The 26,519-nt window shown below is 46.7% G+C and carries 21 protein-coding genes and 1 pseudogene; 12 read left to right on the forward strand and 10 right to left on the reverse strand.

Annotation, left to right across the window (positions count from 1 at the left end):
- Positions 1-125: 125 nt before the first annotated feature.
- Together J4G07_02340 and dnaE are read right to left on the reverse strand one after the other, a co-directional pair.
- The gene (locus tag J4G07_02340; protein MCE2412818.1) at positions 126-947 is read right to left on the reverse strand and encodes an aldo/keto reductase; all 822 of its coding nucleotides are present in this window, start codon (positions 945-947) and stop codon (positions 126-128) included.
- Positions 948-974: 27 nt separating this feature from the next.
- Positions 975-4,505: a DNA polymerase III subunit alpha gene (dnaE, locus tag J4G07_02345; protein ID MCE2412819.1), complete on the reverse strand. Its 3,531-nt coding sequence runs from the start codon at positions 4,503-4,505 to the stop codon at positions 975-977.
- 375 nt (positions 4,506-4,880) lie between these two features.
- Here dnaE and J4G07_02350 point away from each other — a divergent pair, with 375 nt between their 5' ends.
- Complete coding sequence (locus tag J4G07_02350) at positions 4,881-6,053, forward strand: MFS transporter (protein ID MCE2412820.1); 1,173 nt, start codon at positions 4,881-4,883, stop codon at positions 6,051-6,053.
- A 31-nt stretch (positions 6,054-6,084) separates the two neighbouring features.
- On the opposite strand, the gene J4G07_02355 is transcribed toward J4G07_02350, so the two are convergent.
- Both J4G07_02355 and J4G07_02360 read right to left on the reverse strand, forming a co-directional pair.
- A complete protein-coding gene (locus J4G07_02355) occupies positions 6,085-9,633 on the reverse strand; it encodes a VCBS repeat-containing protein (protein MCE2412821.1) in 3,549 nt (1,182 codons plus the stop codon).
- A gap of 109 nt (positions 9,634-9,742) precedes the next feature.
- Positions 9,743-10,000 carry a hypothetical protein gene (locus J4G07_02360; GenBank protein MCE2412822.1) on the reverse strand — a complete coding sequence of 86 codons (258 nt, stop codon included), beginning with the start codon at positions 9,998-10,000 and terminating at the stop codon, positions 9,743-9,745.
- A gap of 317 nt (positions 10,001-10,317) precedes the next feature.
- Between J4G07_02360 and J4G07_02365 the strand changes: the two genes are divergently transcribed.
- The 10 genes from J4G07_02365 (at position 10,318) to J4G07_02410 (ending at position 20,810) form a co-directional block, all read left to right on the forward strand.
- Complete coding sequence (locus J4G07_02365; protein ID MCE2412823.1) at positions 10,318-11,637, forward strand: DUF3696 domain-containing protein; 1,320 nt, start codon at positions 10,318-10,320, stop codon at positions 11,635-11,637.
- Positions 11,637-12,173: a hypothetical protein gene (locus J4G07_02370; GenBank protein MCE2412824.1), complete on the forward strand. Its 537-nt coding sequence runs from the start codon at positions 11,637-11,639 to the stop codon at positions 12,171-12,173. The genes J4G07_02365 and J4G07_02370 overlap by 1 nt, the downstream gene beginning before the upstream one ends.
- A 176-nt stretch (positions 12,174-12,349) precedes the next feature.
- Positions 12,350-13,207, forward strand: a complete 858-nt coding sequence (locus J4G07_02375) for an ABC transporter permease (GenBank protein ID MCE2412825.1) — start codon at positions 12,350-12,352, stop codon at positions 13,205-13,207.
- A 102-nt stretch (positions 13,208-13,309) separates the two neighbouring features.
- On the forward strand, positions 13,310-14,128 hold the full coding sequence (locus J4G07_02380) for an ABC transporter permease (GenBank protein MCE2412826.1): 819 nt from the start codon (positions 13,310-13,312) through the stop codon (positions 14,126-14,128).
- 93 nt (positions 14,129-14,221) lie between these two features.
- Entirely contained in the window at positions 14,222-15,337 is a 1,116-nt protein-coding gene (gene alr, locus J4G07_02385; protein ID MCE2412827.1) for an alanine racemase, read from the forward strand.
- A gap of 53 nt (positions 15,338-15,390) precedes the next feature.
- Positions 15,391-16,533 carry a hypothetical protein gene (locus J4G07_02390; protein ID MCE2412828.1) on the forward strand — a complete coding sequence of 381 codons (1,143 nt, stop codon included), beginning with the start codon at positions 15,391-15,393 and terminating at the stop codon, positions 16,531-16,533.
- The gene (locus tag J4G07_02395) at positions 16,526-17,362 is read left to right on the forward strand and encodes a DNA adenine methylase (protein ID MCE2412829.1); all 837 of its coding nucleotides are present in this window, start codon (positions 16,526-16,528) and stop codon (positions 17,360-17,362) included. The genes J4G07_02390 and J4G07_02395 overlap by 8 nt, the downstream gene beginning before the upstream one ends.
- A 38-nt stretch (positions 17,363-17,400) precedes the next feature.
- The gene (locus J4G07_02400; GenBank protein MCE2412830.1) at positions 17,401-18,324 is read left to right on the forward strand and encodes an ABC transporter ATP-binding protein; all 924 of its coding nucleotides are present in this window, start codon (positions 17,401-17,403) and stop codon (positions 18,322-18,324) included.
- Entirely contained in the window at positions 18,308-19,471 is a 1,164-nt protein-coding gene (locus J4G07_02405; protein ID MCE2412831.1) for a hypothetical protein, read from the forward strand. Before J4G07_02400 ends, J4G07_02405 begins: the two co-directional genes overlap by 17 nt.
- Before the next feature lie 19 nt (positions 19,472-19,490).
- Positions 19,491-20,810 (forward strand): neutral/alkaline non-lysosomal ceramidase N-terminal domain-containing protein, encoded by a 1,320-nt coding sequence (locus J4G07_02410; protein ID MCE2412832.1) that lies wholly within the window; start codon positions 19,491-19,493, stop codon positions 20,808-20,810.
- A gap of 11 nt (positions 20,811-20,821) precedes the next feature.
- Here J4G07_02410 and J4G07_02415 read toward each other — a convergent pair whose 3' ends face one another.
- From J4G07_02415 to J4G07_02440, 6 genes and pseudogenes are all read right to left on the reverse strand, one after another.
- Positions 20,822-21,427 (reverse strand): hypothetical protein, encoded by a 606-nt coding sequence (locus J4G07_02415; GenBank protein MCE2412833.1) that lies wholly within the window; start codon positions 21,425-21,427, stop codon positions 20,822-20,824.
- 151 nt (positions 21,428-21,578) lie between these two features.
- Positions 21,579-22,454 (reverse strand): 4-hydroxy-tetrahydrodipicolinate synthase, encoded by an 876-nt coding sequence (locus J4G07_02420; GenBank protein ID MCE2412834.1) that lies wholly within the window; start codon positions 22,452-22,454, stop codon positions 21,579-21,581.
- 253 nt (positions 22,455-22,707) lie between these two features.
- On the reverse strand, positions 22,708-23,532 hold the full coding sequence (locus J4G07_02425; protein MCE2412835.1) for a diaminopimelate epimerase: 825 nt from the start codon (positions 23,530-23,532) through the stop codon (positions 22,708-22,710).
- A gap of 135 nt (positions 23,533-23,667) precedes the next feature.
- A complete protein-coding gene (dusB, locus tag J4G07_02430) occupies positions 23,668-24,660 on the reverse strand; it encodes a tRNA dihydrouridine synthase DusB (GenBank protein ID MCE2412836.1) in 993 nt (330 codons plus the stop codon).
- Between the two features lie 150 nt (positions 24,661-24,810).
- A pseudogene (locus J4G07_02435) lies at positions 24,811-25,002 on the reverse strand (hypothetical protein).
- Between the two features lie 296 nt (positions 25,003-25,298).
- Positions 25,299-25,601, reverse strand: coding sequence for a hypothetical protein (locus tag J4G07_02440; GenBank protein ID MCE2412837.1), 303 nt, complete (start codon positions 25,599-25,601; stop codon positions 25,299-25,301).
- Positions 25,602-25,783: 182 nt separating this feature from the next.
- On the opposite strand from J4G07_02440, the gene J4G07_02445 reads away from it, so the two are divergent.
- Entirely contained in the window at positions 25,784-26,500 is a 717-nt protein-coding gene (locus J4G07_02445) for a hypothetical protein (protein MCE2412838.1), read from the forward strand.
- Positions 26,501-26,519 lie beyond the last annotated feature (19 nt).

Below are 26,519 nucleotides of genomic sequence, written 5' to 3' on the forward strand. Positions count from 1 at the left end.
AAGGTAGATGACGGAATCGCGAGCATGGGGAAACACCCAAGCAAAAACACTCGCTCCTACAGAGAGGGTTGCTTTAGCGTATGGGGTGCGGTTAGAAACCGCACCTACCAGTGGAAAGTGTTTAACTACCTTCCATAAATCGCTTGCAAATCTAACCGCGCATCGACATTATCGGAGACAGCATTTGTCCAATCTACATCGTCAACGCTTTGCAGACTCATCAGGGCAACGTTCACGAGTGGATTTGAGATAGAATAATTGAGCAGGAAACTATCCACATCAACATTTGCCATCTCATTGGGAAAGCAGTACTTCATGAGATTCTGGAACGCATTGCTGGTGGTAGATCGCATCAATACAATTCCCATCTCCTGTGCAACGGCATCAGGAATGACACCGCGCCTACCGAATGCATCGCAGGTACTCTGATACATCAGGTTGTAGTGGATCTGCATCATGTCAAACTCGCCAGTGGCAATCAGTTGCTCTGTGCCTCCAGAGGGACCATCTGCAGAAAACCCGATAAATCGAACCTTCCCTTCCTCCTTCAGTTTGAGGTAAGCTGCCAACCCACCACCGTTCAGAATCAATTCTGTATCGTCGGCGTAGAACCATCCACCGTGGAATTGCAGGACATCAATATAATCGGTACCCAGTCGCTGAAGGCTCCCCTCTACATCAGCAGCGATGCCGTCTGGATCATAGGCTTCCGTCTTGGTTGCGATAATACATGATTCCCGTCGTCCAGCGATCGCTTTACCGATAATCGTCTCGCTGTAGCCACCCCCATAGTCGGGAGCAGTATCCAAATAGTTAAGTCCAGAATCCATGGCGTAATGCAGCATATTGACAAGCGATGTTTCATCATGCTCTGGACGGACCCTACCGCCGCCATATCCAATCTCTGATACGCTGAGTCCTGTTTTACCGAGTGTGCGGTACTGCATAATTAGCGAATCTCCTCTTACGCGATATTACACAAAATCCATGTGTGAGGTGCGGCTTTTATTTCCGCGTATCGTGCGGTTGCTCGGCTTGACACAATTTTTCCCAAATAAGCCTTCAACCTGTTCAACAACCTGCGGTTCGTATGCGACACTATACTTTTGAGCACACCGTGCGATAACTTCACCGTAGCGAGGACTCATGAGACGCAGAATCAGGTCCAGATCTCCCTTATTCGCACGAGCAATTTCTTGAAGCCTTTCCAGTTTCTCGACATTCTCAACGTCAGACTCTGGAATCGTCACCTCAAGTGCAGAGGTTTGTTGCCCGCTGACCGCCTCAATATCTATCACCCGATTTGCCTGTATCTGGCGTTCTTCCCTCTCGGTGTCGCCATTTTCAGACCTCCGATTCCTATTATTCTGGTTGACATTGACCTTCCCACGAAGCCAAACGACCCGCCCTTCAACGAGTTCCCCTGCTGTTTTGTATGCATCTGGGAAAATAACGACCTCTATCGCGCCTTCCAAATCCTCCAGTCCAATCACCGCCATAGAATCGCCTTTCTTGGTGATGATATTTTTAACTTCCGTTATCATGCCAGCTACATCGACCTCGGAATCAATACGATGCTCAACAAGGGTTTGGGTGCTTGCACTCGTGTAGTTTTCAATGATGTCACTATATTCTTCAAGTGGATGTCCGGAAACGTAGAAACCGAGTTGTTCCTTTTCGCGCATAAGGCGTTCCAAGGGATCATATTCGGGAGCATCGGTAAGCGTTACAGTTGCAACGGGTGCTTCCTCTCCATCACCAAAGAGACTCATCTGTCCACGGTCACGTTCGGCTTGTGCGTTTTGTGCCACTCTCATGATATTATCTAAGTTGTCAATATGTTGCGCACGGTGTCCTTCAAGGGCATCAAATGCGCCGCTGAGAATTAAGCTTTCAACGGCGCGTTTATTCACCTGCTTCGTATCTACGCGTTCACAGAAATCCTGCAGCGATCTGAATGACCCCCCTTGTTCTCGTGCGTCCACGATTGCATCTATCGCGTTATCACCAACCCCTTTGACGGCAACAAGTCCGAAACAGATATCGTTGCCGTCTACCGTGAATTCTCTCCGACTGCTGTTGACATCCGGAGGTATAAGATTTATTTCTATCTCCAGAAATTCAGCGAGTTTCTTACATTCGGTGCGGTATCGGGTAATCTTGGATGAATCGGCTGCTTCTCCAGTCATCATTGATGCCATGAATTCGTGCGGGTAGTGCGTTTTCAGATACGCCATGCGGTACGCTAACATTGAGTAGGCAACGGTATGCGATTTGTTGAAGGCATAGCGCGCAAACGGTTCAATCAAATCAAATATCCTTTTCGCTTCTTTTTTGTCGATACCGTTTTTCCCTGCCCCTTCAATAAATTTATCACGTTGCGCCTCGAGCAGTGCCACGTCCTTCTTTCCCATAGCGGAACGGAGTATGTCTGCTTCACCGAGTGTAAAACCTGCCATATCACGGGCGATTTGCATCACCTGTTCTTGGTAGACACATACACCGTAGGTATTTTTAAGAGCATCCTTAACCGACGTGTGAATATGTTCTACAGGCTTGAGTTTGTTCTTTCGATCGATGAACTGTTGCATCATGCCGCTCTCTAAGGGGCCTGGGCGATAGAGAGCCGGAATAGCAGAGAACTGCTCAAAGTTCTCAGGTTTGAGTTGCGTGACAACACGATACATACCCGGCGAAGCTTCCAATTGGAATAAACCGTTAATCAATCCTTTACTGAGCAGAGAATACGTCTTTTCATCATCAAAAGGTATCTCTTCCAACTTAATCTCTTGACCGTGGTTTGCCTTAATCATCTGTAGGCAGTCATATGTCTCGGTAAGACTCCGGAGCCCAAGAGAATCGAATTTAACGATACCGACATCCTCAACCGTCTTCCCTTCAAACTGTGTTGCGACTTGGTCATGTTTATCCTTGAAGAGTGGGACGTAGTTCGTCAATGGACCGTTTGAGACAACGAGCGCGGATGCGTGACAAGAGACGTGCCGTTTCATGCCTTCGACAGATTTACTGAGATCCATCAACTCTTTATTTTCAGGACGGTCAGCGAGTGTCTGAAATTCTGGTATCTGTTCCAAAACCTCATCGAGTGTTATTCCAGGAGTGGATGGAATCAGTTCTGTCAACTTTTCGACATCTTCGAGAGGCACTTCAAGCGCGCGTCCAACATCCTTTATGGCGGCTTTTGCGCCCAAGGTCGCAAATGTGGCGACTTTGCCGACAGAATCCTCACCATATTTATTTCTCAGGTAATTAATAACATGTTCACGGGCACGGTCAGCAAAATCAATATCGATATCCGGGGGGCTGATACGTTCAAGGTTTAAGAACCGTTCAAAGAGACAGTCGTAATCCATCGGATTGAAGGTAATCACATCAAGGGCGTAAAGCACAAGGCTGCTCGCCGCAGAACCACGTGCAGAGAGTGGGTACCCCTGTTTGTGGGCATATTTAACATAATCCCACACGATAAGAAAATAACCGGAGTAGTCGGTTTTGCTAATAGTATCCAGCTCGTAATCGAGTCTCTGCCGAATTGGCTCAGAGAGTTCAGTACCATATTTTTCTTGCAAGCCTTGATAGCACAACTCCCTGAGATAACTATCGTTTGTGTGCCCTTCGGGGACCTCGTATTCCGGCATCACGTTTTTGCCATAATTGAGTTCAAGGTTGCACCGATTCGCAATCGCAAGCGTGTTGCTGATGGCTTCAGGTGGATAGTCTTTGAGTGCCTCTCGCATTTCATCAACACTTTTAAAATAGAAATGGTTGTCAAACCGCAGCCGGTTTTGCTCATTGACAGTCTTTTTTGTCTGTATACAAAGGAGCACATCGTGCATTTCGTGGTCGGATTTTCGGAGGTAGTGGCAATCGTTTGTGGCAACGAGTGGGAGATTGAACTCTTTCGCCAACTGAACCATTACAGGATATGCTTCAAGTTCCTTGTCTATATAGTGGTTCTGCACCTCAACGTAGAGGTTATCTTTCCCCATTATCTCCATCAGCGTTTTGAAGTTTTGGATACCTTCTTCTCGCCGATTTGAACAGAGGAGTTGTGGCACCTGTCCTTGGATACATCCCGTCAATGCGATAATCCCAGCGTGGTATTCACGCAAGATTTCCATGTCGATACGGGGTCTGCTGTAAAAACCTTCTGTGTACCCAAGCGATATTAATTTCAAGAGGTTCTGGTAACCGGTTGCATCCTCTGCAAGCAGCGTGAGGTGATAAGGACTGCCCTGCCCCTTCCCGCGTTCATGTCGGCTGCCGGGTGCGACGTACACCTCACAACCGACGATTGGGTTGACCCCCGCCTTTGTCGCTTTACTGTATAATTCCCATGCCCCGAACATGTTGCCGTGATCGGTAAGTGCGACAGCAGGCGCGCCATTTTCGACTGCCCAATTAACCATGTCCTCAATGCGACACGCGCCATCCAACATGCTATACTCGCTATGGTTATGTAAATGAACAAATTCGGTTGTCATGTTTCCTCCACTGTTTAATAAGTGCAATTGTTGAGTATATTAAGAACTATGAATCCAATTTTATAATACCAAAAAGCGTCCAAAATTTCCATAATAAATTTTCCAGCTCAGCATCTCCAAATTCCACTTTTTTATTTTAGGATCCTACGATTAGAACGTGACAGAGTCGCAGACCTCACCAGCGAAACATCGAGCGTAAATTTCACAACTGATAACCGAATCCCTCTTCTTTTTTGTTGATACGCTTTCCTCAAACCTGTTATAATAAAAGATATTATATTTATAGAACTGCTCCCGGATCTTACTGATCGCATGTCATCCACTGGAGCGGAAAAGGTATGGATTCATTATCGCGGATTCTCGCGCTCATCTTAGATGCAAAAATCAAGGCTTCTTCTCCTGTTCTTAACCCTATTCTTCGTGATGCTCGGGTTTGGCATCATCATTCCGAATCTTGCTTATTACGCGAAAGATACTGGAGCAACCACCACTGAAATTGCTATATTAATGTCCATCTACTCTGGGATGCAACTGTTGTTCGCTCCTATCTGGGGTAGGCTCTCGGATACGCACGGCAGAAAACCTGCGATCTTACTTGGATTGCTTGGAAATGCTGTCGCTTTAGTTGGTTTCGGATTGGCGAAAGATTACGTTTGGCTTCTCATGGCTCGTAGTGCAGCGGGTATCGCTTCAGCAGCTGTACTACCGAGTGTAATGGCTTATGTGGCAGATATAACCACGTCAGAGGAACGCGGCAGAGGGATGGGGTTAATGGGTGCTGCGATGGGACTCGGCTTCATCCTCGGACCAGCAATTGGTGGTATCATGGGTAGCCATGACCTACCTTTCTTTGTCGCAGGCGGCTTGTCCATACTCAATTTCCTCTTCGCGCTTATGCTACTGCCAGAATCCCTACAGAAAGACATCGCTGATGAAACAGGTGGAGACCCCCACGAATGGATATCTCCACGCGAGATATTTCGTGGGACAACCCTGAAATCACCGCTGACACCGCTGTTCCTTGTTGCTTTTTTTTCAACCTTCAGCTTCGCAGGATTGGAAATGACGTTTCCACTGTTCATTGAGGATCGCTGGAACTACGGCGAGAGAGAAATGGGATGGATGTTCATGTTTATGGGTGCGATTGTTGTGCCATTGCAGGGTGGATTGCTTGGAAAATTAATTAACAAGTTTGGGGAGCGGCGGATTATTCTTACCGGGTTGCTGCTCAACGCGCTCGGCATAGTGCTACTGATCGCAGCTTACTCCTTCGCATCGCTTACTTTGTATCTCACCATCGCTGGTATCGGTAATCAGTTGATCCGTCCGACGAACACATCGTGGATTTCTAAGCAGACCCAGATTGGTCAAGGTGCGGCTATCGGTATTATGGATGCTTTTTTAAGTTTAGGACGCATTTTAGGACCCCTGCTCGGCGGGCGGCTCTATGAGAAAGAAGCTTATCCTTACGTAGTACTGGCGGGCATCTTGATCATTGCGACGCTCTGTCTGTATATCCCATTGCGACGCATTAAGGAACAAAATTAAAAAACGCAGTCCACAAGTGGTGTTGTCTCTTTTATTTTATTACATCATCTAATGACGGTAATCGATGTTCAACACGCCGCGTGTTGTATTTAAGTTGATACTGCCGATGTGCTGCATCATTGGGATAGTGTTCGTCATCTGGATACGGATACGCGGACATTCCATGAAACGGTAGCGGTTCAACAGTTTGCGATGTGAGCGTATTGATGTCGCCATCCTTGTCCCATCCGTCGCTGTAAAGGATAAAATCACGCACCCATCCTGCTTTCAATGTCGGTAAGCGTGAGGCATCAAATTCCACTGTGATCTCGTCCCCCGCATTGAGGATAACATACATGTCGTCGACCTCCTGCAATAACGGAGCAACATCGCCGTAACGGGTGTAAAACCCCGCTAAGTCTCGCCACTGTGCAGCCTTCGTAACCTTTTGGTAATCAAACAGGTGCGGGGCATGTGGGTTCGGACGATACATCTCAGAAAAGCCTCGGTAGTGTAAATCTGCGCTATCCGGGTTCAACGTCGTCACTTCCATCGGGACTGTCTGCGTGCCGACAGTGAAAAACGCCGTGTCCCAATAAATCTGCATATCTGTTTCAATCCGAACCCGCCGATCCTCCGACAGAAATTTACCCGTCAGGTCAACGGTAATCGTCTTATTTTTCCCGGCGGGGAGTCCAATCATATCAATTACGGTTTTCCATTCACCAGTCTTATCTTTCACAGCGACCGAAGGAAAACGAGGATTGATTGCTGGATTCTGGAATAGGGCAACATTGATGCTGGTATCCGTCGGGAAGATCCATCCACCAAGGAAAAGCGTCAGAGGTGTGTCGTTGGAAACATCACCGAGATCGAGAACAATGGCGTGCGGGTCCACAACACCTTGATAGGCACCGGGGGCATGTTCAACGGCGTAGCCGTAATCAAACGCCTTTAAAGCATCGGATACATCTTTACCACGATGATCGACAGCGGATTTCGGGAACCGTTTTTCTGCAACACCATAGATTTTGAACGCTGCAAAGGGTGGTGGCGTATACTGTTCATTCACGAAAATATCAGTACCTATCGGGTGATCTACCGCTATCAGCTTAACCTCATCAAAATAGGCGGTTTCCCACAACTCCTCCGTAATCTGGATGGAATATTTTCCGGACTTCGGTTGCATTTGTGTTCCCGATATTTTTACGAAATCCTTTGTTTCATCGGGTGCGACGAACCCCATCGACGTAACGAGTCCCAACGGGGCACGCCAGAGCAGATCTGTGATGAATTGATAGTCTTCACCGTCGTAAACATACAGAAACGGACATGAACCTTTTAGGACCTGTTTTTCCAAAATTCGCTGCTTTGCCTGCGGTGTTACGACGTTCTGCGGCACGCCATTCGTCCAAACGACACGAACGACATCTGCTGTGTCATAAGCTCCCAATCCGAAATGGGATACCTGCTCTGTTACATATTGGAGTTGATACAGATCTCCGACCTTCACTTCCAGTTTCGAGCCGATGCCGTCTCGATTAACTTTGTTGTTTCCTGCAGTAATACCTTCCAACCGCACCTGTATCCAGTTGTTTTGGTTCCCACCATCGTTTTGCAATACGCGCAGTTGCCCCTCAGTATTGATGAAAAAGAGATCGAGATCGCCATCGTTGTCATAATCTCCGACAGTGCCAGCATTTGCATTTCGGAGAAGTGCTCCCTCCGTAGGGGTGATCGATCCTACCAACGGATAGGGTTCACTAAACACACCCCCGCCCTCGTTCCGAAATAGGAACATTCCGTCTTGTCCACTCACCCAGACATCAACAACTCCATCGTTATCGTAATCCAAATTTTTCAATAGAGCAACCGGCAAGTCAAGGGCACTCGCTTCTAAATTCGGTGCGTCAATAAAACTCCCATCTCCTCTATTACGATAGAGGTGGAGGCGATCTGCAGTAGCCAAAAAGAGGTCAAAGTCGCCATCGTTGTCGTAATCGCCAGCGGCAGCTGCAGTATAACGGACATCTTGCGGGATTCCTGTCTCACTGGAAATCGCTCGGAGCCTTCCTTGACGAAGATTGTCAAAAAGTGTGCATCCCATTTCTTCATGTGTTACAAAAATATCTATATCCCCGTCATCATCAAAATCAGCGGAGAGTGCTTCAATAGGGGCACCTCGCACTACCAACGCGTCGCCTTCCTCAGTTGCTACAAAAGTCTGCTCACTCACATCGGTAAACGTTAAATTACCCTTAGCATCGGCAATGCCGTTATTCCGATACATCGCGAGATTGGTGCGTGCCGAAAAAAGGTCAAGGTCACCATCATGGTCATAATCAACAGGAAGCAGCAAACCTGTTTCGTATATCGTCTTCTGAAGTTGAACGAGGGGTAATGTCCCCCAGTTCCCATTGACATCCATTTGGAGGGATGTTATACCTTCGCGGGTTTGCAGTAAAAATTCTTGTACCCCATCTTTATTCAGATCTACCAACACGGCGGTGTGCGGTTGTAAAGCCTGCTGTTCCAGTATCTCTTGAACCTGTTGGACAGCGATAAACTTCTCACCCGTATTTTCAAAGAGCATCCCTGTGAGTGTTGTATAGAGATCCAAGTCTCCATCGCCATCGTAGTCCATCAGAGAAACGTCTGTGAAACGCAAAGGCACACCTTCGACGTTACCGAGTCCAAGTTGTTCGGTAACATCCAGAAAATCCACTGTCATCGATGTGCTCTGTTTGGCTACAATCCGAGCCTTAAATCCTGAACTAAAGGTTTCTATCGGATGTCCAAGAATATCGGTAACAAGCTCACCGATCCCCTGCTGATACCGTGGACTCGCCCGTTGCACATTCTCAAAAATTCGCATGTTTCGTATAGCAATTTTTAAGTCGCCTTGCTGTATCGCGGTTATGCCTTGCGTAAGATACTTCAGTTTTTCTGGGTCAATATCGCCTAAAAGGAGCATCAATTCCTGACAAAGATTTTCGGCATCCTTAAGTTTCTCCTGTGCCAAAAGACCCTGTGTCAATTTCAATAGCACGACAATATTCACCGGAGAACGTGCATGGAGTTCCCGCAGATGTCGAACCATTTCCTGTTGTGCTTCTGGATCGTTACGTTGCCCAATATAGTGGCGAACCAGCTTATAACGAAACTCCAACTCATCGGGTGCCAACCGCACGGCTTCCTTCATCGCCTCCACCGCTAACTCACTCTCTCCTTGGAGTTGATAGACCTCAGACAGGATGAAGTGTAACTGGCTATCCATCGGTGCGACAGCGATTCCACGCTTGACCCATTCCTCAGCGGCATCTGCCTGCTGTAGACGCAGATGCGCGACAGCAAGATTCCCATATCCAATTGCTTCAGTGGGAAGCAGTTCAATAAGTGCTGTAAACGCCTCGACCGCCTTCGAGGGCTGCGATTCTTCGAGATATGCCAACCCCAAATTCTGATGCCGTATTGCCTCTTCAATAATCTGCGGACTGTCCATCTCCTGTGCATTTACTGTCCAGACAGCAAAGAACCATACTAAGAGTAGTATGTACTTTACGTGTTTTCTTATATCAGGAGACTTAAACCTAAATATCATTTTTAATTTTTCCTTGCGGTTCGGTCAGGTAAGTTAAATGAATAAATAGCCTCTCCGTAGATCTGCCTTCCACTACGTTTCAGGCTACATCTTTGTTTGTATTTTTTCATTATTCATCTTTCTGAATATCTTCTGCGGCTTGTTGAATTGCCTGTCGTATGCTGTTCCGGCGGAGTCTGAGAGAGTCTTCCAACTGCTTGAGGTGTAGCAGCCACGATTCCTTAGAATCGCCTTCTTCTGCGCCAAACCCATCTGTCATAGAAAGTCGAATATATTTTAAGCGTTCCGTTTGCAGAACCTTCATCTGCGCGTCATAGTCCTCAATCCCGGATTCTAACAGAGAGATCAGTTCCCGAATCTTTTCCAATGTCCGTCTCCTTTAAGTTATGTGTGGTTTTTTGTAATTCATTTACCGTGTGCTGACCCGAACAGAGTGGAACCCAACACCACATGCTTAGGTCGAATTCACTCTATTTTATTGAGATATTAGTTTATCTTATTTCATGTTTCTAATCAAACAAAAATCGGGTGGGATTGCTCGTCTGAATCGCGGATTATCGCTGATGATACCGATTACGCGGATTTTAAGACGGTTTCCATAAATCCATGCCTTCTTGCTGTTTGGATTTGCCTTGAATTCCTTCGGGAAACTCCGTATAATAGGAATAACACGGAGGCAGAGAAATGATTACATATATCAGGATGCAAAACTTCAAATCTTGGCGAGATAGCGGTAACGTACCACTTGCACCATTGACAGGATTTTTTGGTACGAACAGCTCTGGTAAGAGTAGCCTTCTACAGATGCTGCTGTTGCTCAAGCAGACAGCAGAATGTTCAAATATAGACAAGGTTATTTTTTGGGGTGATAACACCTCTCTTGTCAATCTGGGTAGTTTTCGTGAAGTGATACATCGTCACCTATTCCAATCAAGCCTTGGGTTTGAATTTGCATGCAAACTTACCCATCCCCGTCCCCTCTATGAAATTCCTGAAGACGGTTCTCCGTGGCAGCAGACTATAGATCGATTCGCCTTTGATAGTTTGATTCAAGTTGAAAATGGAAAATTAGTCGTAAAAAAACTCATGTACGGTCATAGCCCCAAAGGTGTTGCGGAAATAGTCTGGGAGGAAGGCAAGGCATCTTTCCCAAACCAGCACATAAACAAATACGAAATGGAACTGGAAACCTGTTACGGCATACTATCACAAGGAACAAGCGAAACCGGAAAGTTTTTAAGGAAGTTTTCATCGGCATTTGAAGAATTGTTTTCTCATGTGTACTATCTTGGTCCAACCCGTGTGCATCCACGCCGTCTCTATCATTGGGAAAAGACACATCCGAAAGAGATAGATGTGTGGGGGAATGAAGCCGTTGACGCGCTACTCTCAGCGCGCGTCAGACAATTAACAACCGCTCACAATGGAAAAAAGGTCTCAATTGAGGAACGGATATCTAAATGGCTCCAAAAGATGGAACTTGCTCACTCCTTTTCGCTTGCCCCGCAAGGCTCTTTAGATGATAACAATTACGAAATCTGCATCCAAAAAACCCAGAACAGCTCAGAAGTCACGTTGGCAGATATGGGACATGGAGTTGCCGATTTGTTTCCACTGCTGGTTCATTGTTGCTATGTTCCGGAGGGGTCAACTCTGATTTTAGAACAACCGGGTATTCATCTGCATCCAAAAGCACAAGCTGATCTCGCGGATCTGTTGATAGAAGCTATCACGGAACGTAACCTCCAGATTTTGATAGAAAGCCACAGCGAACATCTTTTGACACGCCTGCAACTGCGGATTGCAGAGGGAAAAATTCCTGTAAGTGAGACTGCGCTCTATTTCTGCGAAAATGAAAACGGGGTTTCCAGCATTAAACCATTGGACATTGATGAACTCGGTAACATAAAAAACTGGCCCAAAAACTTTTTCGGGGATGTGAGAGGAGATCTTGTTAAGATGACACGGGAACAAACGAAACGCCAAAAGAAAGCAGAGGGGTGATGAAGGCTGTTGTTATAGATACAAACGTTATTTTAGTCGCAAAGGGGAGGTCTGAACAAGCGTGGTCTGAGTGTGTAAGTTCATGTCGAGAGAGACTAAACCAAATTATTGAGGGAGCGGAGAAGATAATTATTGATGATAATCGAGCAATTCTTGGCGAGTACATAGATTATCTTGAAGATGACAACTTAACCACAGATGAGCGGATCAACGGACACTTTTTGGAATGGTTTATTCGCAATTATACCAATACAGAACAGTGCGTGCAGGTAACAATTACACCGATTCAGGATGGACGAGGTTTTGAAGAGTTTCCAGACGATCCAGAACTCAGTGACTTTGATCCAGACGACAGGAAATTTATTGCCGTGGCAGTCGCTTACGAAAACAAGCATCAGCAGAAATCTCCTATCTTGCAAGCAGTAGACAGCCAATGGTACGGATTCCGTGAGTTGTTCGTTCAGAATGGTTTGATAGTTGAATTTGTCTGTGAGGAAAACATTCGCTACTTGTATGAAAGACGGCAGGAAAACTGAAATCTAATGTGATTTCTTATTTTTTACGCACTTCTAAGCTTAAATTATAAACTTGCCTTATTTTATTCTACGTTGACAACTACGATAAAATTTACAATTACTCAGACCTTGTAGATAGGCGAGGTTAGAAACCTCGCCAGCGGCAGTTTGGGTTTTGTTACCCATTCCAAGAGAATATGCGTCGTAACTACCACCTCCTTATCCTTCTTTTCCCCGTTGTATTCTGGCTTGTCTGTTTCTTTCTGCTTCCACTTGTATCCGTATTCATTTATAGCTTCATAGAGCGCGGCACTTATGGCGGGGTGCGGTGGAATTTCACACCGGAAAACTACCAACGCCTGTTCGATGGACTCTATCTCGGTATCCTCTGGCGTTCGGTATCAACAGCGTTGGTCTGCACCGCGATCTGTTTACTCTTTGGTTATCCCTTCGCTTATTATCTTGCACGCTACAAACCCAAACATAGAAATGTTTTGTTACTGCTCGTCGTCGTCCCGTTTTGGACGAACTTCCTCATACGGACCTACGCGTGGATACTGATATTGCGGACGGAAGGACTCCTGAACAGCCTCTTTGGAGCAGTCGTTCCGAATTGGAGTCCGTTAGAGCTCCTGAACACACCTCTCGCCGTGCAGATAGGACTTGTCTACGGATACCTACCCTTCATGATACTCCCACTGTATGCGGCTTTGGAGCAATTAGATGTGTCACTGTTAGAAGCCGCACAAGACTTAGGTGCGTCGCCGAGGCGCGCGTTCTGGCACATAACCGTGCCACTCAGTCTGCCCGGTATCCTCGCGGGATCCATGCTGGTCTTCATTCCAACCGTAGGTGCGTTTCTAACACCGGATCTCCTCGGTGGTGGAAAAGTGAGTTATATCGGGAACGTCATTGAGCGGCAATTCAAAACGGCACGAGATTGGCCCTTCGGCTCTGCACTCTCGTTCATGCTAATGGGCATCGTGCTGGTCGGGACTGTGCTATATTTCCGCGCGCTACAACAGAATGAGGGGCAACCTGACAGTCCCCCTTAGTGAAAAATTAAGTAGCCTGCAACAATACGCAGAAATACTTTCTTCGCATTGGATTTTAGCGTTTGCAAAAACACGCGGGCGGATTTAAGGAAGGCACGCCAAATGCCCAAATCCACATTGTTCTTCCGCAAGGTAAAATTAAAAATTCTTGAAGCCAACATCGGGTTGGTTTACCTCTTTTTATATATGCCGATCTTCGCGGTTGTGGTGTTCTCATTCAACAGTGGCGAACAGATATCAGTTTGGGAAGGCTTCACGTTCAGCTGGTATGCGAGACTATTTGAGGATGCAGCGTTGTGGCGGGCATGTCGTAATAGTTTGATGGTAGCGGGTGTTGCGACTGTTATAGCGACCGTTATCGGGACAGCGGCTGCACTCGCTATAGAGCGACACCGCTTCCGTTTCCGATCCGCACTTGTCCGAACACTTTACCTCCCAATCATTATTCCAGACATCGTGTTGGCGATTGCGTTATTAACCTTTTACGTGCAAGTCAGGATTCCACTCGGCTTAATCACTGTCATCATCGCACACGCTGTTTTCAACATCGCCTATGTTACGATTGTTGTGCGAGCGCGCTTGCAAGGCTACGATCACACCTTAGAAGAAGCAGCCCGCGACCTCGGTGCGAACGAATGGCAGACCTTTTGGCGGATAACACTCCCTCTGATCGCCCCCGGAATTATCGGAGGTGCATTGCTCGCCTTCACGCTCTCTATTGATGACTTCGTTATCACGTTCTTTACCGCTGGTGTGGGTTATACGACGCTCTCTGTGCATATCTATTCGCTACTGAAATTCGGGATTACACCGAAGATTAATGCCATCTCAACGATGTTGCTGGCGAACTCAATTGTATTTATCCTGTTATTCCTGTGGTTCCAAGGCGGTGCGACCGCTTCCGAAAAACAGAAGACATAATAAGACGACTATTGGTGAAGATTTGAAACCATTCGTAAATTTGTGTCAGTTGTGGTATAATTTTTGTGTTGACGCAGCAAGGTAACAAACAACATGCCCTATTTCCGAACACACACAGAAATTGATCTGCTGGCAATCAAACATAATGCTGAAGCAATCAAGAGACACACAGGTAAACAGTTGATTGCCGTCGTGAAAGCAGATGCTTATGGTCATGGTGCAGTGCCTGTAGCAGAAACGCTGTGTCCAGTTGCTGATATGTTTGCAGTCGCAACGGTTGAAGAAGGAATCGCACTCCGTCAAGCGGGTATTCACAAACCGATTCTTATCCTCTTTAGTTGCTTGCCTACACAGGTTGAACAGATCGTTGAATTGAGTCTGATACCAACGATAGGGGATTGGGAATTCGCCAGCGCATTGAACGCAGTCTCTTCAGAGGTCACACCTACGAAAGTTCACATCAATGTGAACACTGGAATGAATCGGAGTGGTGTGTACTGGACGGAAGCACAGCAGTTTCTGAGGAGATTGAAGACACTCCCACGACTTGAAGTCGAAGGTCTTTTTACACACCTTGCCACCGCGGACGAGGCAGATAAAAGTTTTGTTTCTGTTCAGCTAAATCGGTTGTCATCTCTGCTTGCGGACAATAACGGGAAAATGATGCACACGGCGAACAGTGCAGCGTCGCTGGCGGTGCCTGAATCCCACTTCGATGCCGTCCGTCCCGGTTTGAGTCTATACGGTATCTATCCCGCAACTGAAAAACCTATCGCATTAAAACCTGCACTTACATGGAAGACACATATCGGTTGGACAGGCTCTATTTCAGAAGGCGAAGGTGTCAGCTACGGGTTGACATACACAGCGCCCTATCAAACCCGCGTGGCAACGGTGCAAATAGGCTACGGTGACGGTTATCCGCGCTCGCTCTCTGGTATCGGCGAGGTGTTGATTGCTGGGATGCGTCGTCCGATTATTGGGAAGGTTTGCATGGATGTGAGTGTGGTGCAGTTGGAACCTTCAGACGAGGTATCTATTGGTAATGAAGTCGTGCTGATCGGTAAGCAGGGAAACGAAGAAATTACGGTTGATGAAATTGCCCAGTGCTCTGGAACAATTCCCTATGAAATCTTAACGCAGATAGGTCCGCGTGTAAAAAGAACCTTTCGTCCCGCTGTTTCTAACAACGAACACTACTTAAAATGAATAGTATGGTCTGAGGCAATCATTCGTAACCTGCTCTAACGTGGAGGCATTTGATGGGGACACTCTTTTTGAAAGGCTTCATAAGAGATGCAACATATACACCGTATCTTAACCCAGAGAGATTTGAAGCGTATGATATACCGCAATTTGATGTGAACCAAGCGCAGGCGTATGGACTAATTGATTTGGGAACATCAGGAAATAATCTGGCTTTTTCAAAATGGGTTTCGCCGAAACGGACACGCTCTTACCCCTTCGCACGGATTTATAACACATTCCACTTCAATACAAAAAAGGTTACAATCATTCCAATTATCAAAGATGAGGGAGCGGGTACGCAGAATAATGACAGGATTAACTTTATCACATTCTCATGGATGAATCTCCTGAATATCTACATTATCTTAGCGTGGTATGAAGATGCAGAGAGGAAACCAGAGACAACCGACCGAATCACTAATCAGATCATGAATGTTCGGAGTGTCCGCGAAAAATTGCTTGATGTGAGTCGGTATCAGATGACCGCGCTACATTGGAACACGACACACTTTGAGAAAGACTTTGAGTCAATTTACCTGAACGCAGTTGATGGATACAAGAAAATATCTCAGGAGAGAAACGTCGCCGTTCACAGTCCCAAAAATCACCTACAGACCCTTGAAAAATTTAAGGTAGACGGTCATTTCAGTTTAGTATCCTTTAAAGAGGCAAGTCTCCCACGCTCCTACGAAGCCGCCCATAGAGAATCCATAACAACGCATGTCTTAGAATCTCTTGAAGAAAATACTAAAGGCGTTTTCGACATCTCAAACTATCTTGGTGGGCAGTATTTTTTAACCGCTGATGAAGTTTACTGGGAGAATGACCAGTTAGTTATACAAGAATCTAAAAACAGTAGCAAAGGAAAACTTCCGTCTGAAGATGACATCAAAGACGGTCTGTTCAAATTGATTCTTTTTGCGAATATGGAAGAAGTGGCAATTGATGAAAAAACAAATATCGAGTTTACCACCCGATTGAAATTAACAGGGAATCTTATCGGTAGTTTACTCCTGCCGTGCGTTACAGAGGATGTGTACAATTTCTGTGCAGAAAATCGTTTGACCCAAACATATCAAAAAAGACTCATCTCACTCAATCAAGAAGCAAGTGAAAACAAGAAATTACAAATATGGATAACAGGTCGTCATGCGTAAATTAGCGAAAAGTCCACTACGATATCCCGGTGGTAAATCACGTGCTCTAAAACAGATTCTGCCGCTGATTCCGGCGAATATATCGGAATTTCGCGAACCTTTCGTTGGCGGAGGTTCGGTCTTTTTTGCAATCCGAAGTCTTTTTCAAAGCCATATCAAGTCCTATTGGATTAACGACCTTAATTATGACCTCTACTGCTTCTGGAAACAGGTAAGAGATCATGGGTCCAGCTTAGTTGACGCACTCAGAGAGAAACGCACAACTTCGACAAACGGGCGAAACTTATTTGAAGAATTAACAAAAACGAAAGATGAACTGAACCAAAACCGAGAACTCCTCTGCGAGTTTCAACGGGCTGTACGCTTCTTTGTGCTCAATCGCATTACCTTTTCTGGCACAGTGGATTCTGGAGGGTATTCACAATCCGCTTACGAGAAGCGTTTTACGGATTCATCTATTGAACGTGTGAAAAACATTTGTCCATATCTTTCCGGAGTCAAAATCACGAATGGAGATTATACCAATTCACTTTTCCAAGACGGAGACCCCGACGTATTTATTTTTCTCGATCCGCCCTACTGGAAGGCAACTGAATCAAAACTATACGGTGTGAGAGGCACACTACACACTACTTTTGATCACGTAAAATTCGCTGAAAATATACGAAAGTGTCCACACAGGTGGTTGATTACATACGACGACTCGCCCGTCATCAGGGAACTCTTTGATTTCGCTGAAATTCAGGAATGGACGTTACAATACGGGATGAACAATTACCGAAAAGAGAACGCGGCAAAAGGGAAAGAATTGTTTATCAGAAATTACTAAATTATTTTTTCCTTTTTATTTAGGGTCAATCTGTAAATATGTTGATTGAAGTAAAAAATGTCTCACTTTCATTTGGGACGACAACCGCCTTAGACAACCTTTCATTACAGGTCCAAGGCGGCGCTGTCGGTTTACTCGGACCGAATGGTGCGGGGAAAAGCACACTGATTAAGACACTCCTCGGTTTCGTCAAGCCGAACGAAGGCACAGCCACTGTATTTGGTTTGGATGTACAAGCGAACCCATTTGAAATTCGGAAACAGATTGGGTACATGCCGGAAGACGAATGTTTGATACCGGGTATGAACGCTGTCCAACTCGTATCTTATGCCGGAGAACTCTGTGGAATGCCGAGACGCGATGCGCTGCAACGCGCACACGAGGTGCTTTATTACGTCGGTTTAGATGAAGAACGGTATCGAACCGTGGATGGATACTCCACAGGTATGAAACAACGTGTGAAGTTAGCACAAGCCCTGGTCCATGATCCGACACTCTTACTTCTTGATGAACCAACAAATGGGATGGATACAAGCAGTAGAGAAGAGATGCTCGAACTCGTCAAAGATATAGCGACCGACAAAAACATCAACGTCATCTTGTCCTCACATCTGCTCCCCGATGTGGAATTCGCATGTCAAGAGATAATTGCCCTATCACACGGGAGTGTTGCTATTCAAGGACAGATAGAGGAACTCAAAGAGAACAAAGGACACTCTTTCGATCTGAAGATAGTCGGTGACAGTAAGGCTTATATCACCACTTTGGAACGCCACAATTTTCAGGTTGAACTGCATCCCGATAAACGCCTGCGCGTTACGTCGGCACGTCAGGATCAGACAGAAACAACATTTTTCTTCAAACTTGCTTACGATACAGGTGTCCAACTTCGCCAACTTCGTGGGGTGAAACATACGTTGGAGGATATTTTCGCTGAGGTGATGAGTGTGGATTCACAATAGAGCATCGAAGCACTACTTCACCACGATCTTAGTGCTTCACATCTTAGCGGCTGTGATACCCTCAGTGAGCATGGCGAATGAGATGCTCCGAATTGCTGGGATGGGCGGCACTCGTATCGCAACGTCTGCAGAGGACGCAGGCATATTTGGGAATCCAGCATCGCTTGTGCATGTAAAACACCATAATCTCGCGTTCGGTGCTGCGGCTGAAAATATTCACTGGGCAGAACTACCGAAACATGGCACTGTGCAATTTGCGGCTGAAGCCAATATTGACATTTCGCCAACGTTCTACTATTCACACACATTCGGTAAATGGGGTGCGAGTATCGGATATGACGCAAAATTTGTAAATTTTGCGGACTTCACACTTGAAAGCACCTATGCCGAATATCGTCGAAACGCACGGCAATTTTCCGCTACAACGGATCTATTCACACGCTACAACCTACTCCAAGAAAGGAACTGGGTCATAGGATTCAGCCGCGAAATCGGAAAATCAGCAGCGGGTATGCGCCTTAAAGTGTTAAAGCAAGTTGTAAATCGAGGAACAGCAATCTCAACTGTAAATTTGAAAGCACGCCACGGACCTGAAGTAGATGTAGATGCACCTGAAGAACTGATTGAGGCGATCGTTGAAGAATTACAATTCGGGGACAGAGTCCGGGACATCGTCCATGAACGCCAACCGACACTTGAGAGAACAGTCAACCGATTAGAGCTGGACATTGGGTTTCAACATCCGATACGGTTTACCGCCAATCAGACGAACCCACCACTGCTGGTAGGTGTCCTTTTTGAAAATCTCCTGCGCGCAGACTTAGTGGAGCCTCTCCCTTTCCGAGTCGGTATCGGTGCCGCTTATGAACCTCTGGCATGGATTACAGTCGCAACGGATATTTGGCGCGACTTTGGGCAAAAAGGAATAAGTTTCGCCGTTGGCAGCGAATTTCAGAAAACATGGGCTGGAACAGTGCCAAAAGCTGTGGCACTCAGACTCGGCGTCAGACTCACACATGTAACGCCCCAGTTTTCATTCGGAGTGGGACTCAGGCTTGGAACCACATATTTGGAATACACCATGATACTCGGAAATTTCACCTATGAATCCTACAAACACTTATTTGCATTCACCCTACGCTTCTAATTCACGGAGGTAAACTCGCATGGCAGATAGAAACAACGTTATTCCGGTTGGTGTTGCCCAAGTAGATATTACGCCAGATTATCCGATTCGACTCAGCGGTTACGGGAGTCGTCGCGCAGAATCCGATGGTATCATTCAGCGAATTTGGGCGAAGGCACTCGCTATCGGCAGCGACGCAGATGACCCTGTTGTGTTAGTAACGGTCGAAAACTGCGGCTTACCGGATGAATTGACTGAGGAAATTTCTGACCGAATCAAGGAGAAAACCGGAATCTCGCGTGCACATTTCGCGGCATGCTTTTCACATACACACAGTGCACCGTGCCTAACAAACGCCGCACCTTTCCTGTTTAGTACCGATATACCTCCTGCGCATCAGGAGACGATAAACCGGTACACCGCCCAATTCAAGGATTGGATGGAAGCCGTTGCTTTGGAGGCAATCGCAAATCGCGAGCCATCGCGTTTAAGTTGGAGCATCGGGGAACTCAGTTTTGCAAAAAATCGACGCACCGAAGGCGGTCCGGTAGACCACTCCTTACCGTGTATGCAAATCACAAGTCTGGACGGTACATTACGCGCCGTGTGGGCAAGTTACGCCTGCCATTGCACGACATTGGCAGGCACAGATAATCATATCTGCGGCGACTGGGCAGGGTTTGCCCAAGACGCCCTCCAAGACGCTCTCCCCGGTGTAACCGCTTTAATCTCCATCGGATGTGGTGCCGATGCGAACCCTGAATCACGGATGATGCCGATGCCGGATGGAAAAGAAGAGGTCTTCAGTACCCGTCTTGCGTATGCGAAAGCACATGGAGAAGCACTCTCAGAGGAAGTCCAACGTCTCCTGAAGAAAGAGGCGAAACCGCTCACCAGTGTGCCGACTGGCGTATTTGAGCGAGTTAATCTGCCGTTTGATACACTACCGACCCGTGAAGAGTGGGAGGCACGCGTAGCGGCTGGGGGTTCCGATGCCTACCACGCCCAAAAACATCTCGAACGCTTACAGGCAGGACTCCCGCTACAGACGGAACTTTCTTATCCGGTCCAAGCGTGGAGGTTCGGCGAGGAACTCGCCATTGTTTTCCTTGCGAGTGAAGTGGTTGTCGATTATTCGCTGCGTTTGAAAAGTGAATTAGATGCCGAACGCCTCTGGGTAGGTGCGTATGCAAACGCGTTTCCGTGCTATATTCCGTCGGAGCGGGTATTAGCTGAGGGCGGCTATGAGGGAGGCGGTGCTATGCTCTATTTCGGTCCACCGAACCGATTTGCCCCTGGGGTTGAGCAGTTGGTGATTGATACTGTGCATCGACTGTTGCCAGAAGCGTATCAGCGGTAAATGTCAACTCTTCACACTCCTTGGTTTACCATGCTCGAAAGGATACCAAGAATTTTCTCACACTGCTGAATTGAATAGATTTCAATATCAATCTGTAGATGCTTTTCCTTTAATTTCAGGAACTGCCATTCTGTCCCTGTGGTAGCAGCTCCATAAACAGAGGGGATGTTATTCCCCTTTTCAGCGTTAAAACGTTGGGCAGCAATCATCTCGGCAACACACTGCCCAAGTCCGAGTTTAGGATCGTCTTTCTTTGTTTCAACAAGAACGATAATGGGTGCCTCTAAAAAAAGCTGTCCTGGTGACAGGCTCACTAAAAAATCGCAGGTATCCACCAATCCACTCTCAAGGTCAACACTGAAATCGACTCCAGAAAAGAAACTGATACGGTCGTTGAACTTCTCCCGGAGTTCAACCAGTACATCCGCCACAATGAGTTCAGAACGTGCTTTCTCAGTTCCAATAGCAGCTGCCAAAGGCACCTTTTTTGCCAACCCTGCTGTCAGATAGGCACTTGGAACGATCGGCTCTATTTCAGAGAAGGTGCCTGCGGTTTCAACCTTCTTTAGTTGAAACGCCGCTAACACTGATTCCAAAGTGAAATTGCTATAACTCATGATTGGAAACCTCTTACAATACACTGCCGAGGAAAAAACAAGATTTTATTACTTCTCTAACATCCCGAAGCAATAGAATCTACAACAATAATGGGCAATTGTTCGTTCAGGCATAACAGCCCGAACGAACAATTGCCCAAAATCGAGTCATTTAAATCAACCCTGATTCTGAAAGCGTGTTCCGTAGGGATTCAAGGTTCGCAGGAACCATTGGTGCGAGTGGCAACCGCAATTTTCCATTGAGTTTCCCCATCAGTTGGAGCGCGGTTTTCGCAGGAATCGGGTTCGTCTCAATAAAGAGATCCACCGCCAACGACAACATTTTGTAGTGGAGTTTGCGGGCAAGTTCAAGGTTCCCCGCGTGGAAAGCGTTGCACATCTCTGCGACATCTGCCGGGGCAACGTTCGCCACAACCGAAATCACGCCTTTCCCCCCGACCGCAAGTATCGGCAACGTGTTCACATCGTCCCCTGAAAGCACAACGAAATCATCAGGGCACAAATCGACAACCTCACTGGCGCGTTTGAGTTCACCCGTCGCTTCCTTGAGCGCGACGATGTTTGGATGTTCAGCAAGTCGGGCAATCGTGGGTGACAGGATGTCGGTCCCGCAACGTCCCGGAACATTGTAGACGACAATCGGGATGTCCACTGTGTCAGCGATCTTCATATAGTGGGCATACAAACCCTCTTGGGTCGGTTTGTTATAATAGGGGGTAACAATCAGAGCGGCATCCGCACCTGCGGCTTTGGCATGCTCTGTTGCGCGCAAGGTGCGTGTTGTTGAGTTGGATCCGGTACCCGCGATAACAGGCACCTGCCCATTTACAGTTTCAACAGTGAGTTCTATCACCTTATCATGCTCATCCTCAGACAGCGCGGGGGATTCACCTGTTGTGCCACACGGGACGATGCCGTGTGTGCCGCCGTCAAGCTGAAATTGAATCAGTTCCTTGAGTTTCGCTTCGTCAAGCGATTCATCGTCCTTAAAGGGTGTGACGAGTGCAACGTAAGAGCCTTGAAACATGTAAACCCTCCTTTTCAGAGTTTTAACCATCAACTCGTGCCTTAACACTTATAACGGAGGCGAGTTAATGGTTAAAGTTTTTAGTTATCGGTTATCGGTTAAAGAGGGAATTTGTCCAACCCTCTCTTAACTGATAACTAACCACCATGCATCTGTCAGCGTTTCATCGTATTGGCTATCGGAAACTATTCGGAATCAGAGGTCCTCTTTACCGACTGCCGACAACCGATGGCTGACCGCTATTTCCGCGCGTTTAGTAATTCCATGCGTCCGTTGTGAGTTCACCGACGAAGATAACACGAGCATCGCCTTCAAGATAAACGTTTCGTGCCTCACCGTTCTCTACATCGAAATGAATCTTCAATTCGACCCCACTCGCCGTTTTCACAGCAACGGGGGATTCTACTTTTCCCAACGTCGCAGCAACAATAGCAGAAGCGATTGACCCCGTTCCACACGCGAGCGTTTCGTCTTCAACGCCGCGCTCATACGTCCGGATATCAATCAAACCTGGCGACTGAATACGGATAAAATTGGCGTTCGTACCAGCGGGCATGAAATCATCGTGATACCGCGTCTGCTGTCCTAAGTCAAAGACATCCATTTCTTCCAAATCCTCTACAAAGAAAACAACGTGAGGCACCCCGCTATTCGCGAATCCGACTGTGTGCATTCCATCCGCCAATTGGAGTGGAACATTGAGCCGTATGTCCGTAGGATCGCTCATACGCACTTTAACGCTCTCACCGACTATTTCGGATTCATAAATCCCAGCGTTCGTCAGAAATCGCATCTGTTCAGACGCTATGCCGTTCAGATAGGCGAATTTGGAGATACACCGTGCGCCGTTTCCACAGGTTTCCACCTCACCGCCATCGGCATTGAAGTAGCGCATACGAAAATCGACACCGTCCGCCTTTTCGACGAGGAGAACCCCGTCCGCTCCGACCGACATACGGCGTTGGCAGAGTTTTTTCACAAAATCTGTATCGGTGCTATCAACGATTCCCGCCAAATTATTGATAATGACAAAGTCGTTGCCTGCACCACTGAGTTTCATAAAGGGTATTTTGTCCATTCAGAGTCCTTTACTGCGGAGATATTATTTTGTTATATGATAATATTATTCGGCTTTCGAGTCAAGCGTTTTTTGGAAACTTCTTGGGGGAATTTAGTTCTCTTGTAGGAGGGATCTCCGAATCCCGACTCCGTGCTATGCAGCAGCCAACATGAGAGCATGCGTGCGGAGTTCTGCCACGATCTCCAACACACCGTCGTAACTATCGCATGTGACAAGACGATAGCGAAAGGGCTTAACATGTGGGATGCCTCTAAAATAGTTGCTATAGTGTCGGCGCATCTCAAGGATACCGAGCTTTAAGCCCTTCCATTTGATAGAAAAATCGAGGTGCTTTCTAAAAACTGAAATACGTTCATCTATTGAAGGCGGTGGGAGCAACTCGCCGGTTGCGAAATAGTGTTTTACCTCATTGAAAATCCATGGGTAGCCGATCGCTGCGCGTCCTATCATGATACCGTCAACACCGTATTGTTGCCGCATCCGTGCTGCCTTTTGCGGACTATCGACATCACCGTTGCCGAAGACAGGAATCGTCATACGCGGGTTGTCTTTGATTCTACCGATGAGTGTCCAGTCGGCGTCCCCCTTATACATCTGTCGCCGGGTCCTGCCGTGAATAGCAATCGCGCGGATACCGACATCCTGTAGTCGCTCCGCGACTTCAACGACATACTTCGTTTTATCATCCCAACCGAGTCGCGTTTTAACGGTTACAGGTAGATCCGTGGCTTTCACCATCTCGGCAGTCATTTTCACCATCTTGGGGATGTCTTGCAGGATACCCGCACCGGCACCTTTACAGGTAACCTTCTTAACGGGACAGCCATAGTTGATGTCAATAATGTCGGGTCGGACCTTCTCAGTAATTTCGACAGAAGCGCGCATGGAATCGATATTGTGCCCAAAAATTTGGATCCCAATGGGTCTCTCCATCTCAAATATGTCTAACTTTGCGACACTCGGTGCGGCATCGCGGATGAGTGCTTCGGAAGAGATGAATTCCGTGTACATAAGATCGGCACCGTTCTCTTTGCAGACGGCGCGAAAAGGTGGATCGCTCACATCTTCCATGGGTGCGAGCAACAGTGGGAAATTAGGAATGTTAAGATTGCCAATTGTTATCATGGTATATTATTTGTGAAATAATTTTAAAGTTGATTCGTTTTATAAATCTTTGCACCTACCTGCCCGTAAATCCTCAAGGACGTTCCCCTCAAGTTTGTCGAGTTTACCCGTTTTATCATCCTCTTCCAACTGTCTATCCCAGGCTTCCCAGTCGGCTTCTAACGTTTCATAAAGCGTGTTTTCAAGGGTTTCGAGCAATGCCTCTTGCGTTCTGTCCTCACACTTCACCTTCGGATGTTCTTGTATCCATCCTATCCATCCGTCGCCGTTCTTTTGGATGTGGGCGGTATAGGTTGTCTCGTATTCTGAATAGTAGATTTCGACGGTCTGAATTTTTCCCATGTGGACCTCCTTGGGTTGAATAAAATCTCACGCGCATGACTTATTAAAAGGCGGACCGGATCTGTCGCTCGTATTCGTCATGTCTGCCAATCCAAAACCAAACGAGGATCCCATCTTATTCGCGTGCCAAGGTTCGGTAGTTAATGCCAACTCTTGCTACCCAACAGGTACCAATCTTTTTGAGATTTAAGGATGGATGTCTTGGATCTCGCTTCAACAGTTCAAATTTTTCATCTGCAAGTTGTTGAATCCATCGTGGTAGTCCTTGATAATGTGCCCAAAACTCAGGAGTAGTTTTATAGATCTTTACACCTGCCCGCCCGCAAATCTTCAAGGGCTTTTTCAACAAGATGATCCAGTCGCCCGGCTTTTATATCTTCCTCAATCTGCTTATCCCAGGCATCTGCACGCGCTATGAGGATTTCGTGGAGTTCAGTTTTGAGGATTTTCAGTATTGCTTCCGGTGTGTTTCCTTTACACTGCACCTCGGGAACCTCCCGTATCTGTCCTATCCATCCTGCACCATTTTTTTCGATGTGGACAGTATAGGTGTCTCCGTATTCCGGATTTTGGATTTTGACGATCTGAATTTTTTCCATCTGTGCCTCCTTGTGTTAAAACCGTTCAGATTAAAGTATTATACCTTGCAAATGTGCCATTGTCAAGGGATCAGATCAGGAATAACTCCTTGACACTTTTCCTGTTTCATGATAGATATAAAGACAGATAAACTGCAGGACGTTATCCATTCACGCCAATTCCAATAGCGAGGTATTTTCTTATGAGATGTATTTTTGTGGGGATCGAATATGCCGGAAAATCAACATTGGTAGACCTGATGACCAGCTATTACCAACACCGGAAATTGAGGGTTCACGTTGACGATCACTTTACCATTCCGGATTCAACGCTCAGCCCGGAATCGAGAGCGGCGTATATACATTTTCCAGACGATGTGAAGGAACGGATGCAGCGGATGCAGCTTCAGTATCACGTTGAAGTCATAAAAAACTATCCGAACACCCTCATCGCGGGATGGCATATTGAGGAATTGGTTTACTCGTCCTTCTATGGCGATGATCCAGAAAGCACATACTACTCGAAGTATCACATCAATGCGCAACGCGGCTATGAAACACAAGTGATTGAAGCACGGTTGCCGGATGTCGTGATGATCCACGTCACTGCCAGTGATGACGCGATTAAGGAACGAATGGCAACAGACCCACACGAATATCAGATTATCAAGGAAGCCGACATCCCAACGCTTAACCATCTTTTTCAGGAGGAGATTGACAAATCTCTGTTTACCCAGAGTGGGCGTAAGATTGTGTTGGATACAACAGATAAAACACCGACCGAATCGCTCGATGAACTGCTTCTACTTTCCGAACCCTTGATTACGTTCGGTGAGCTTGCTGTTCGTGCAATGGATGTGCCAGATTCCGATTATCAGGTGCAGTATGAAAACGGTGTTCGGAAGATAATACCGGGATAGGAAAAGACGGGGTGAGTAA

This window comes from Candidatus Poribacteria bacterium, from assembly GCA_021295715.1.
Taxonomy (GTDB): Bacteria; Poribacteria; WGA-4E; order WGA-4E; family WGA-3G; genus WGA-3G.

What these genes read in the sequence shown, in the direction of transcription:
- J4G07_02355 (MCE2412821.1), bottom strand. Translation starts at nt 9,633, where the DNA reads ATGATATTTAGGTTTAAGTCTCCTGATATAAGAAAACACGTAAAGTAC.
- J4G07_02350 (MCE2412820.1), top strand. Translation starts at nt 4,881, where the DNA reads ATGCAAAAATCAAGGCTTCTTCTCCTGTTCTTAACCCTATTCTTCGTG.
- J4G07_02390 (MCE2412828.1), top strand. Translation starts at nt 15,391, where the DNA reads ATGGGGACACTCTTTTTGAAAGGCTTCATAAGAGATGCAACATATACA.
- J4G07_02425 (MCE2412835.1), bottom strand. Translation starts at nt 23,532, where the DNA reads ATGGACAAAATACCCTTTATGAAACTCAGTGGTGCAGGCAACGACTTT.
- J4G07_02420 (MCE2412834.1), bottom strand. Translation starts at nt 22,454, where the DNA reads ATGTTTCAAGGCTCTTACGTTGCACTCGTCACACCCTTTAAGGACGAT.
- J4G07_02410 (MCE2412832.1), top strand. Translation starts at nt 19,491, where the DNA reads ATGGCAGATAGAAACAACGTTATTCCGGTTGGTGTTGCCCAAGTAGAT.
- J4G07_02380 (MCE2412826.1), top strand. Translation starts at nt 13,310, where the DNA reads ATGCCCAAATCCACATTGTTCTTCCGCAAGGTAAAATTAAAAATTCTT.
- J4G07_02415 (MCE2412833.1), bottom strand. Translation starts at nt 21,427, where the DNA reads ATGAGTTATAGCAATTTCACTTTGGAATCAGTGTTAGCGGCGTTTCAA.
- J4G07_02365 (MCE2412823.1), top strand. Translation starts at nt 10,318, where the DNA reads ATGATTACATATATCAGGATGCAAAACTTCAAATCTTGGCGAGATAGC.
- dnaE (MCE2412819.1), bottom strand. Translation starts at nt 4,505, where the DNA reads ATGACAACCGAATTTGTTCATTTACATAACCATAGCGAGTATAGCATG.
- dusB (MCE2412836.1), bottom strand. Translation starts at nt 24,660, where the DNA reads ATGATAACAATTGGCAATCTTAACATTCCTAATTTCCCACTGTTGCTC.
- J4G07_02340 (MCE2412818.1), bottom strand. Translation starts at nt 947, where the DNA reads ATGCAGTACCGCACACTCGGTAAAACAGGACTCAGCGTATCAGAGATT.
- J4G07_02370 (MCE2412824.1), top strand. Translation starts at nt 11,637, where the DNA reads ATGAAGGCTGTTGTTATAGATACAAACGTTATTTTAGTCGCAAAGGGG.
- alr (MCE2412827.1), top strand. Translation starts at nt 14,222, where the DNA reads ATGCCCTATTTCCGAACACACACAGAAATTGATCTGCTGGCAATCAAA.
- J4G07_02400 (MCE2412830.1), top strand. Translation starts at nt 17,401, where the DNA reads ATGTTGATTGAAGTAAAAAATGTCTCACTTTCATTTGGGACGACAACC.
- J4G07_02440 (MCE2412837.1), bottom strand. Translation starts at nt 25,601, where the DNA reads ATGGAAAAAATTCAGATCGTCAAAATCCAAAATCCGGAATACGGAGAC.
- J4G07_02375 (MCE2412825.1), top strand. Translation starts at nt 12,350, where the DNA reads ATGCGTCGTAACTACCACCTCCTTATCCTTCTTTTCCCCGTTGTATTC.
- J4G07_02445 (MCE2412838.1), top strand. Translation starts at nt 25,784, where the DNA reads ATGAGATGTATTTTTGTGGGGATCGAATATGCCGGAAAATCAACATTG.
- J4G07_02395 (MCE2412829.1), top strand. Translation starts at nt 16,526, where the DNA reads ATGCGTAAATTAGCGAAAAGTCCACTACGATATCCCGGTGGTAAATCA.